This window comes from Streptomyces phytophilus, from assembly GCF_013870535.1.
GTDB classification, from domain to species: domain Bacteria; phylum Actinomycetota; class Actinomycetes; order Streptomycetales; family Streptomycetaceae; genus Streptomyces; species Streptomyces phytophilus.
Window position 1 is genome coordinate 1 of record NZ_JACBXC010000108.1, and the last position, 9,758, is coordinate 9,758.

11 protein-coding genes are annotated in these 9,758 nt (G+C 73.8%); 7 read left to right on the plus strand and 4 right to left on the minus strand.

The genetic code is table 11. The features are described from left to right. The 3 genes from H5J30_RS08775 to H5J30_RS08785 all read left to right on the plus strand — a co-directional run. A partial coding sequence (locus tag H5J30_RS08775) for an ABC transporter ATP-binding protein (protein WP_181786682.1) occupies window positions 1-1,904 on the plus strand: 1,904 nt, incomplete at its 5' end. A 97-nt stretch (window positions 1,905-2,001) separates the two neighbouring features. Then, entirely contained in the window at window positions 2,002-2,226 is a 225-nt protein-coding gene (locus H5J30_RS08780) for an MbtH family protein (protein ID WP_018837133.1), read from the plus strand. Further along, complete coding sequence (locus H5J30_RS08785; RefSeq protein ID WP_181786684.1) at window positions 2,223-3,653, plus strand: acyl-CoA dehydrogenase family protein; 1,431 nt, start codon at window positions 2,223-2,225, stop codon at window positions 3,651-3,653. The genes H5J30_RS08780 and H5J30_RS08785 overlap by 4 nt, the downstream gene beginning before the upstream one ends. Window positions 3,654-3,660: 7 nt before the next feature. Here H5J30_RS08785 and H5J30_RS08790 read toward each other — a convergent pair whose 3' ends face one another. Beyond that, window positions 3,661-3,828 carry a hypothetical protein gene (locus H5J30_RS08790; protein WP_181786686.1) on the minus strand — a complete coding sequence of 56 codons (168 nt, stop codon included), beginning with the start codon at window positions 3,826-3,828 and terminating at the stop codon, window positions 3,661-3,663. Between the two features lie 244 nt (window positions 3,829-4,072). Between H5J30_RS08790 and H5J30_RS08795 the strand changes: the two genes are divergently transcribed. Further along, the gene (locus H5J30_RS08795; RefSeq protein WP_181786688.1) at window positions 4,073-4,285 is read left to right on the plus strand and encodes a DUF5132 domain-containing protein; all 213 of its coding nucleotides are present in this window, start codon (window positions 4,073-4,075) and stop codon (window positions 4,283-4,285) included. Window positions 4,286-4,346: 61 nt separating this feature from the next. Beyond that, the gene (locus H5J30_RS08800) at window positions 4,347-5,435 is read left to right on the plus strand and encodes an NAD(P)/FAD-dependent oxidoreductase (protein ID WP_181786690.1); all 1,089 of its coding nucleotides are present in this window, start codon (window positions 4,347-4,349) and stop codon (window positions 5,433-5,435) included. Here the strand turns inward: H5J30_RS08800 and H5J30_RS08805 are convergent. After that, complete coding sequence (locus H5J30_RS08805; RefSeq protein ID WP_181786692.1) at window positions 5,413-6,126, minus strand: NAD(P)-dependent oxidoreductase; 714 nt, start codon at window positions 6,124-6,126, stop codon at window positions 5,413-5,415. The genes H5J30_RS08800 and H5J30_RS08805 overlap by 23 nt on opposite strands. 95 nt (window positions 6,127-6,221) lie before the next feature. Between H5J30_RS08805 and H5J30_RS08810 the strand changes: the two genes are divergently transcribed. Further along, on the plus strand, window positions 6,222-6,884 hold the full coding sequence (locus H5J30_RS08810) for a TetR/AcrR family transcriptional regulator (RefSeq protein WP_181786694.1): 663 nt from the start codon (window positions 6,222-6,224) through the stop codon (window positions 6,882-6,884). A 25-nt stretch (window positions 6,885-6,909) separates the two neighbouring features. Here the strand turns inward: H5J30_RS08810 and bla are convergent, their stop codons facing one another. Next, on the minus strand, window positions 6,910-7,854 hold the full coding sequence (gene bla, locus H5J30_RS08815) for a class A beta-lactamase (protein ID WP_181786696.1): 945 nt from the start codon (window positions 7,852-7,854) through the stop codon (window positions 6,910-6,912). A gap of 58 nt (window positions 7,855-7,912) precedes the next feature. Further along, complete coding sequence (locus H5J30_RS08820; RefSeq protein WP_374100956.1) at window positions 7,913-9,451, minus strand: MFS transporter; 1,539 nt, start codon at window positions 9,449-9,451, stop codon at window positions 7,913-7,915. A gap of 108 nt (window positions 9,452-9,559) precedes the next feature. Here H5J30_RS08820 and H5J30_RS08825 point away from each other — a divergent pair. After that, window positions 9,560-9,758 (plus strand): helix-turn-helix domain-containing protein (locus H5J30_RS08825; protein ID WP_181786700.1); only part of this gene is annotated, 199 nt, incomplete at its 3' end.

Consider the following 9,758-nt stretch of genomic DNA (forward strand, 5'->3'; position numbering starts at 1 on the left):
AAGGGCCGGACGGGGCGGGGCCGCGGCGGCACGCCGTCAGACGCATCGTCGGCCGGCACCGGCGCAAGTTCGGCGTGGCGGCACTGCTTTCCGCGCTCTCCACGCTGGCCGAGATGGCGCTGTTCGCGCTCACCCCCTCCATCGTGCTGCTGGTCGCGCGCGGCGGCAGCGCCACCCTGACCCGGTACGGCATCGTCGGCCTCTCCGCCCAACTGGGCACCCTCGCCGGCGCCGGCGCCCTCGCCTGCGCCGTCATGGCGGGCACCGGCTACGCCGCCGGCGTCGCCTGGCGTGGGGTGGCCCAGGACGTCGAGGACGACTGGCGCACCCGCACCTACGCCCATGTCCAGGGCGTGGCGCCGGCCGACCTGGAGAACGAGCGCGTCAGCCGCGTCAACGCGGTGCTCTCCGAGGACATCGGCCAGCTCGGCACGTTCGTCGGCACGAACATGCACGACGTCGTGCAGATGGGCGCGGGGCTGGCGCTGCTCGTACCGATGTTCCTGCTGCTCGCGCCGCAGCTCGCGTGGATCGCGTTCGCGCCGATCCCGCTCGTGGCCTGGCTGTCGTTCCGCTTCCACGAACGCGCGGTCGCCGACACCGCCGCCTGCGGCGAGCGCCGGGCGCAGCTCAACAGCCGCGTGACCGAGAACCTGCACGCCCACACCACCATCAAGTCCGCCACGACGGAGGCGCACGAGATCGCCCGTATCGGCGAGCTGAACGGCAGGTGCAGCGAGGCCAACCGGTCCGCCGGGCGCAGCGCCGCGCTGCCGCCGCAGATCCTGCGGCTGGCCGGCGGCTCGGCGCTGGTGGGCACGGTGCTGCTGGGCGGGCGGGCCGTGCTGCGCGGTGAGCTGGCCACGGCGGCGTTCGGCCCGCTGATCGAACTCCCGGGCATCGCCATGCTGAAGCTGTCCCGCGTCGGCAGCGCCTCCGACCACTACCAGCGCACCCTGGCCGCCCTGGAGCGGATCGAGCGGCTGCACGAGCTGCCCGTGGAACCGGTCGGACCGGCGGAGGTCGCGGGCCCGGACGGGCCGGTGAGGCAGATCGGACCGGGCCGGCCGGTCGGGGCGGGCGGACCGGGCGGGGCGGTGGGAGAGGCCGGGTCCGGCGGCCCGGCCGCCGCGGGCCGGGAGCTGCCGCTGCGCAGCCTGCGGGGGCGGATCGAGCTGCGGAAGGTCACCTTCGCCTACCCCGGCCGCGCACCCGTCCTGCGGGACACCTCGCTGATCATCCCGCCCGGCCGGACCACCGCCCTCGTCGGCACCACCGGCGCGGGCAAGACCACGATCGCCAAGCTCCTGATGCGCTTCCGCCACCCGGGCCGCGGGCAGGTGCTGCTCGACGGCACCGACGTACGCACCCTGGCCCTGCCCGACCTGCGGCGGGCGATCGGGTACGTCACGCAGGAGCCGTTCCTCTTCGACGCGACGATCGCGGAGAACATCCGCTACGGCACGTTCCACGCCACCGAGGCGCAACTCGTCGCCGCCGCCCGCACGGCGGGAGCGGACACGTTCATCGACGGCCTCCCCGACGGCTACGACACCCGGGTCGGGGAGCGGGGCGCGGCACTCTCCGGCGGGCAGCGGCAGCGGATCGCGCTGGCCCGCACCGTTCTGCGCGACCCGCCGGTCGTCATCCTCGACGAGGCCACATCCGCCGTGGACAACGAGACCGAGGCGACCATCCAGCGGGCCCTGCACGTCTTCGGTATCGACCGCACCATGCTCGTCATCGCCCACCGGCTCTCCACCGTGCAGAGCGCGGACCGCATTTATGTCATGGGCTCCGGGGGAGTGGTCGCCGAGCGGGGGACACACGACGAACTGGTCGCGCTCGGCGGCGTCTACAGCTCGCTGTGGAAGCTCCAGTCCGGCGGCCCGGTGCTGAGTTAGCAGGTGGTCATTCCTTCGGGTGGTAACGACACGCAGAGCCTCAAGAAATGCCGCTGAACCGAGACAATGAACGTCCGTTGAGAACCAGGAGCGTGGAATGACGCACGCGACCAATCCGTTCGAGGACGACGAAGCCCGCTTCCTGGTGCTCGTCAACGACGAGGGCGAGCATTCGCTCTGGCCGGCGTTCGCCGGCGTACCGCAGGGCTGGACCGTCGCCCTTCCCGAGGACACCCGGCAGGCGTGCCTGGAGTACGTCGAGAGGACGTGGACCGACATGCGGCCGCGCAGCCTCGCCGAGGCAGCGGACGGTGGCCGATGACACCGACGCCGGCAACCTCGGCGCCGACCGGCTCCGCGCCGGCCCGCCCCGCCTTCGAACTCCCGCCCGCCGGCGACCCGTACGTGGCCTCCGCGGAGTTCCACGCGGTCCTCGCCCGCCACCCCGGCCTCGCGGACTTCGCCTACCGGGTCACCGACTTCCTCGACCTGCACCTGCCCGGTCCCGTGACGGAGGACGCGGCCCGGCCGCCCTGGCTCGAACTGCGTGCCCACGCCGCCCGGGCCGGGCTGACGGGCTTCGACGTGGCCGCCCCGGCGCCGGTGGACGGAGCGGGCGGCGGCGGGGCGGACCGCGGCAGCGGCCCCGCCGGTGCGGCCTGTCGGGACACGGTCGTGCCCGCGGGTCTGGAGCGGGTGGCGCAGGGGCTCGCGATGTTCCTGGCCGGGCGGCGCGACTGCGACGCGCGCGAGGTCTTCAGCTCCGGCCACGGCGCCATGGCCCTGCGCTACGGTCCGCCCGCCGTCGCCCTCGCGGTGCGCGACCGGGTGGTCGAGCGCGGCGAGTTGGCGGGCGTCGCCTCCAGCGAGCCGCACTCGGGCTCGGATCTGCGCGGCCTGCGCACGGTGGCGGTCGACCACGGCGACCACCTGGTCCTTTCGGGCACCAAGGGGCTGGTCAGCCGGGTCGAGGAGGCCGTCGGCTTCGTGGTCTTCTGCAAGGTGGTCGCGCCCGAGCAGGCCGCGGCCCTGACCGCGCAGACGCCGGAGGGTGACGGTGCGGGCGCCGACGGCGGTGACTGCGCGGGGCTGCGGGAGGTGCCGCTGTCGGCGCTCTGGCTGCCGATGGACGCCCCCGGCGTGCGCACCCGGACCGCCGCCCCGCTGGGCCTGCGCGGCTGGAGCCTGGGCCACCTGCACCTCGACGGCGTACGGGTCGAACGCGACGGGCTGCTCGGCGCCCCCGGCGACGGCCGCCGCATCTTCGACGAGCACTTCGCCGGCTGGCGGCTGATGATGGCCCTGGTCTGCCTGGGCGCGGCCGGCACCGCGATCGACGAGGCGATGGTACGCACCCGCCGGCGCAGCGTCGGCAGAACGCCGCTGGCGAGCATCCCGTCCGTGGCGTCCCGGCTCGGTACCGCGGCGGCGGAGCTGCAGGCGGCCACCGCCTGGTGCTTCTCGCTGCTGGAGGGCCTCGACCGGGATGCCGAAGGCGTCGACGTGGCGGCCTGCTCCGCGGCGAAGGCCCTGGCCACGGACGCCGCGTACCGCGCGGTCGACCTCTCGCTCCAACTCCACGGCAGCGACGGGTACACGTGCCACACCCCGATGGAGAAACGACTCCGCGACATCCGCGGGCTCCGCATCGCCGACGGCCCGAACGACGTGCTGTACAGCGTGCTGGCGCACTCGCTGCTCGAAGGCCCGCGGGCCGGCGTGCGCGTGGTGCGGCAGCGGCAGGTGTGACGGGAGGTCAGGGGAGCTTGCCGCGCAGGGCGGAAAGATAGAAGGGGATTCTCTTCACGGCTTTGCGCGATACCGGAAAGACTTCGATTTCATCGCACCTGTGGTCGTTGATGGTGAGGAAGTATTCGCCGTCCGCATGCCGCAGTTCTGCGGAATACAGGAGGTCGTCGTCCATGTTTTCTCGTTCTTTCACGCGGGAAACGATAGGTCACCCCGGGAAGCGAAAGATCGACTCAATCCCGCGGCACTCGAAAGAGTGAAGATTAGCAGGTCAGGGTGGTGGGAAGGGTGCTTCTCCCGCTAGGCTCGGAAATGGCAGACGGGAACGTGAACGAAATTCGAAGGGGCGGGTACTGACAATGTTTCCAGTACTTCCTGTATTTCTGGTCGGGGCGGTATCGGCGCCTCTCATCAAGAAAGTGGTCAGGCCGGTCGTCCGCGGCACCATCAAGACCTCGGTGAAACTCGCGGTCGATGTGAAACGGGCCGCGCACGAGATCAACGAGGACATCAGCGACATCGCCGCCGAGGCGAGCGCGGAGGCGTTCGCCTCCGACGTCCGCGGCGACGCGGACGTGCCGCGCCAGGGCGTCAAGAAGGCCCGCACGGGCAAGGCGGTCGCGACCGACTGAGCCGGGCGGCGGCCCCGGCGGCATCCGGGCCCGGATGGGACACTGCCGCCGAGGTGATCGCATGGTGCCCGGGAGCCCGACCGCGTTGCGGGACGGTGTCGTTGTCGTCGGCGCGGGGGCGGTCGGTGCCTCCGTGGCGTACCACCTGGCGCGCCTCGGCGTACGCGTCACGCTGCTCGACCGGGAGGCCGCCCCGGCCGCGGACGCCACCGGCGCGTCCTTCGCCTGGATCGGCGGCACCGGCGGCGACTGGCCCGGCGGTGCCGAGGACTTGCGCGGATCCGTGCTCGCCGACCACCGGCGGCTGGAAGCCGAGGTGCCGGGCTACGCGGTCAGCTGGACGGGCTCGCTGACGTGGACCGCCGGGCAGACCGCGGACGGCGCACCCGGTGCGCCGGGCAGGCGCCGGGTTGTACGGGACGACATCGCGGTGCTGGAGCCCCACCTCCGCAAGCCGCCCGCGTACGCGGTCCACACCCCCGGCGACGGGGGTCTCGACCCGGTGGCGACGACCCGTGCGCTGATCGCCGCCGCCCGCGCCCGGGGCGCGACCGTACTCCTCGACACGGCGGTGACGGCGCTGGAGACCGAGGCCGGCCGGGTCGTCGGCGCGCGGTCGGCGACCGCTTTCCACCCCGCGTCGGCGGTCGTCCTCACCGCCGGGACCGGCGTCGCCGAACTCTCCGCAGCGCTGCCCGCAGACGTGCGTGTACCCGTGTCCCCGGCCTTCCTGGTCCGGATCGGGGCGCGGCCCGGCCTGGTCAAGGCGATCGTGGCGACGCCGGAGTTCGAGGTGCGCGAAGTGCGCGACGGCGAACTGCTCATGACGATGCCGCACCCCGGCGACTCCTCACCGGCAGCCCTGGCGCAGGCTGCCGAGAAGGCCCTCCACCACCTCAAGAACGCCTTCCGGGGTGCGGACGAGTGCCGCCTGCTGGACCACCGCCTGGGCCGGCGGCCGATGCCGCCGCACGGCCCGCTCATCGGCTGCGCGGCACCTGACCGCTCCGCCTATGTCGCCGTCATGCACTCGGCCCTCACCCTCGCCCCCACCGCGGGCCGCCTGGCCGCGGCCGAACTCACCACGGGCGAGCAGCCCCCGGAACTGCGCCGCTGCCGTCCGCGGTTCACTCCTGGTCGCGCGGTATAGAGGCGGCGTGCGCGAGCGCGCTGGGGGTGCGGCAGCCGACGATGGCCGGGGCTTCCCGGACCAGGGTGTCGTCCGTGAGTGCCGCGACCATGAACAGCGCGAAGTCCACCCGCCGGGTCAGGTCGCTGGCCAGCACCGGGTCGCCCACGTGCCGGCTCCATACCGGCAGCCCCTGGCTCTCGCCCTCCTCCAGCGAACTGCCCCGCACCACCGTCCAGCGGGTGTCGCTCGCGAAGATCCGCCGGCACGCCTCCACTTGGTCGTCGATCTCCACGGCCCGTACGAGCCTGCCCAGCACCGCGGCTATGCGGACGCCCGCGGTGAAGCGGCGGGAGTAGTGGTCCTTGCCGTCCCGCGTGATGTGCCAGCCGCAGGAGAAGACCAGCCGCGCACCCGGCGGCGCGTGATCGAGGACCGCCTGCGCCGTACCCGACGAGTACTGCCGCACCCCCCACGGCACCAGCACCGTCAGCACCCCGTCGCAGCCGTCGACCGCGCGGCGGATCACCTCCGGATCGTTCGTGGGCCCGGGCACGACGGTCATCCGCCCCTCGTACGCCGCGAGCTTCGGCACACTGCGCTCGCGGCAGACGCCGACGACCTCGTAACCCCGGTCCAGCGCGTGCCGGACCATGTACTGCCCGAGCTTCCCCGAGGCGCCGACGACGCACACCTTCCGTGGCGTACCCATGACCCGTGCCTCCTCCGCAGGAACGGCAACCTTATGCCGTAAGGCAGGTTAACCTTATGCCGTAAGGCAGTCAACGGACCGACAGGAGCGACTGGATGCCCGAGCGAAGCACGCGCCGGGGGCGCGCGCCCCTCAGCCGCGAGCGGGTGGTCCGCACGGCGGTCTCGGTCGCCGACAGGAAGGGCACGGCCGCGCTCACCATGCGGGCCATCGCCGAACCCCTGGGCGTCGAGGCGATGTCGCTGTACCACCACGTCGCGAGCCGGGAGGACATCCTCGACGGCATGGTGGACGCGGTGTTCGCGGAGATCGAACTGCCGCGGCGCGACACCGACTGGAAGTCCGCCATGCACCAACGCGCGCACTCCGCGCGCGACGCCCTGCGCCGCCACCCCTGGGCCGTCTCCCTGATGGACTCCCGCACCCGCCCCGGCCCGGCCACCCTCCGCCACCACGACGCGGTCATCGGCGCCCTGCGCGGGGCCGGCTTCTCCGTCGCCATGACGACCCACGCGGTCTCGCTGATCGACAGCTACCTGTACGGGTTCGTCATCCAGGAGACGAGCCTGCCGTTCGACGGGATGACCGAACTGGAGGAGGCGGCAGACACCATGGTCCGCAACCTGCCCCCCGGCACCTACCCCCACCTCGCCGAACTGGCCGCCACCCACGCCCTCGCACCGGGCTACGACCACGCCACGGAGTTCACCTTCGGCCTGAGCCTCATCCTCGACGCCCTCCACCCCGACGAGGACTGAACCACCCCCCGGCGGCGCCGTCCGCCTACGAGGCGCCGCCCCGGGACGGCGGGAGTGCCGCGGCGACCGTTGCAGCCGCTTCCGCCAGCAGTTCGTCGTCCGGTTCCGCCTCCCGTTCCTTGCGGTTGGTCATGACGGCCAGGACGATCGGCGCGCGGTCCGGGGGCCACAGGACCGCGATGTCGTTGCGGGCGCCGTACGTGCTGCCCGTGCCCGTCTTGTCGCCTACCCGCCAGGTCGGGGGCACCCCGGCGCGGATCAGGGTGTCGCCCGTCGTGTTGGTGCGCAGCCACTCGGTGAGCCGGGCGCGGTCCGGCCTGTCGAGGGCGTCGTCCAGGACGAGCGCGCGCAGGTCGTCCGCCAGCGCGCGCGGCGTGCTCGTGTCGCGGGTGTCGCCCGGGGTCCAGCGGCTCAGTTCCGGTTCGTCGCGCACCATGCGCGTGACGTCGTCGCCGAGGGCCTCCAGTTCGGCGTCCATGCCCGCCGGGCCGCCGAGTTCGGCGAGGATCAGGTTGGCGGCGGCGTTGTCGCTGAAGCGGACGGCGGCCTCGCACAGGTCGCGCAGCGTCATGCCGGTGGCGACGTGTTCCCCGGTCACGGGGGAGTGGGCGATGAGGTCGTCCGGGGAGTAGGAGATCACCCGGTCCAGTTCCCGCGCCGAGCGGGTGCGCAGGACGACGCCCGCGGCCAGGGCCTTGAACGTCGAGGCGTACGGGAAGCGTTCGCCCGCCCGGTACGCGACCTCCCGCCCCGAGCCGGTGTCGACGGCGTAGACCCCGAGCCGGGCGTCGTACTCGCGTTCCAGAGCCGCCAGTTCGCGGACGTACGGCTCCGGCGGTGCCGAGGGCGTGGCCGAGCGTGCGGGGGTGGGCCTCGCCTGCGGTGCGTCCTGTCCGCATGACGTCAGCGGTACGAGGACGAGCGCGCAGAGCGCGCCTGCCACCGCGCGGTGGGTACGGGTGAGCCGCATGCTCGGGACCTCCGGTCGATCTGTGCCGCCCCCACCTTCGCGCACCTGCGGCCCCTGCTCAACGAAGCGGCCCGGGCGCAGGCGCGGGTGCGGGCGCGGAGCGCCGGCGGCTCGGCAGGTGCCGCAGTGTGAAGAAACCCAGTGCCGCGTGCAGCAGCGCCGCGACCAGCGCGGCGGCGTGCAGCCCCGTGACGAACGCGGACTCCGCCCGGTCGGCCGCCGCCGCCGTGATCCCCGGCACCTGCAGCGTCTCGGTGAGGGTGCCGGCCAGGTCCGGGCCCTGGAGCCGGAAGACCAGCGCCGCCAGCGAGCCGAGCAGCGCGATGCCGAGCGCGTTGCCGAGTTCGTTGCTCGTCTCGGCGATCGCCCCGGCCGACCCCGCGCGCTCCGGCGGCACCGCGGCGACGGCGGTGTCGGCGACGACGCTGAACGAGATGCCGTAGCCGACCCCGGCGACGACGGTGGCCGCGACGTACCAGCCGGTGCCGCCCGACACCCCGGTGGGCAGGAGCAGCAGCAGGCCGCCGGCGATGACGAAGTGGCAGGTCAGCAGCGCCGCCCGGGTGCCGGTGCGGGCGACGACCGCCGGGGTCACGACGCAGGTGACGGTGAGCACGGCGGCGCCGGGGAGCGTCACGAGCGCCGCGTCGAAGACGTCGAGCCCGCGTACGGACTGCAGGTAGATGCCGCCGAGGTACGCCACCGCCGACCAGGCCGCCAGCGGCAGCAGCCCGGTGATTGCCGCGATCGCGAACAGCCGGTCGCGGAAGAGCCGGAGGTCGATCAGCGGGTGCGCGAGGCGCAGTTGGCGGCGTACGAACCACCACAGCACGGCGACGCCCGCGGCGGCGGTCACGAGCGGCACGACCGCCGGCCCGTGGGCCGCCGCGCGCTTGATCCCGTAGACGGTCAGCAGGATGCCGGCGGCGGACAGCACGACGCTCGGGGCGTCGACGCGGCCCGGCCCCCCGGTACGTACCTCGCGCAGCAGCCGCGGGGCCAGCAGCAGGAACAGCGCGACCACCGGCAGGTTGATCAGGAACACCGAGCCCCACCAGAAGTGCGCGAGCAGCTGGCCGCCGACGACCGGCCCGATCGCGAAGCCCGCGGCGAAGGCCGCCGCGAAGATCCCGATGGCCTGCGCACGCCGCCGCGCGTCGGTGAACAGCTCGCTCAGCACCGCGAGCGCGGAGGGCAGCAGCGTGGCGCCGGCCACACCCATCAGCACCCGGAACGCGATCAGCAGCTCCGCCGACGGCGCGAACGCCGCGCCCGCGGAGGCGGCGCCGAACACCGCCGCCCCGGTCATCAGCAGCCGCAGCCGGCCGTACCGGTCGCCGATGCCGCCGAACGCGACGAGCAGGGATCCGACCGCGAACCCGTAGCCGTCGAGGATCCACAGCGCCTGGTCCGCGGACGGGGACAGCTCCGCGGAGATCCGGGTCATCGCCAGGAACAGCACCGAGCCGTCCATCGCGACCAGCAGCACCGGCCCGAGCACCACGAGCAGGCCGAGCCACGCCCGCACGCCGGGGGCGGGAGGGGAGGCGGGAGAGGGAGCGGGAGGGGAAGCAGTACGCCGTACGTCCATGGCCACGACGGTGCTCCGCCACGCGCCCGCCAGCCATCCCCGAGCCGTGGGTACACCCGGCAGGGATACCCGCGGCCGCCGCACCCGGGCCCACCGCGACGTAGCCTCGGGACCATGGAGCTGGAGACCCTCGGGGCGTACCTCAAGACCCGCCGCGGCCGCGTCACGCCCGACGCCGCCGGACTCGGCACCTACGGCGCCGCCCGCCGCGTACCGGGCCTGCGCCGCGAGGAGCTGGCGCAGCTCGCCGGGGTGAGCGCCGGGTACTACACGCGGCTGGAGCAGGGCCAGGCCGGCACCGCCTCCCGGCAGG

What these genes read in the sequence shown, in the direction of transcription:
- H5J30_RS08780 (WP_018837133.1), top strand. Translation starts at nt 2,002, where the DNA reads ATGACGCACGCGACCAATCCGTTCGAGGACGACGAAGCCCGCTTCCTG.
- H5J30_RS08785 (WP_181786684.1), top strand. Translation starts at nt 2,223, where the DNA reads ATGACACCGACGCCGGCAACCTCGGCGCCGACCGGCTCCGCGCCGGCC.
- H5J30_RS08790 (WP_181786686.1), bottom strand. Translation starts at nt 3,828, where the DNA reads ATGGACGACGACCTCCTGTATTCCGCAGAACTGCGGCATGCGGACGGC.
- H5J30_RS08800 (WP_181786690.1), top strand. Translation starts at nt 4,347, where the DNA reads ATGGTGCCCGGGAGCCCGACCGCGTTGCGGGACGGTGTCGTTGTCGTC.
- H5J30_RS08805 (WP_181786692.1), bottom strand. Translation starts at nt 6,126, where the DNA reads ATGGGTACGCCACGGAAGGTGTGCGTCGTCGGCGCCTCGGGGAAGCTC.
- H5J30_RS08810 (WP_181786694.1), top strand. Translation starts at nt 6,222, where the DNA reads ATGCCCGAGCGAAGCACGCGCCGGGGGCGCGCGCCCCTCAGCCGCGAG.
- bla (WP_181786696.1), bottom strand. Translation starts at nt 7,854, where the DNA reads ATGCGGCTCACCCGTACCCACCGCGCGGTGGCAGGCGCGCTCTGCGCG.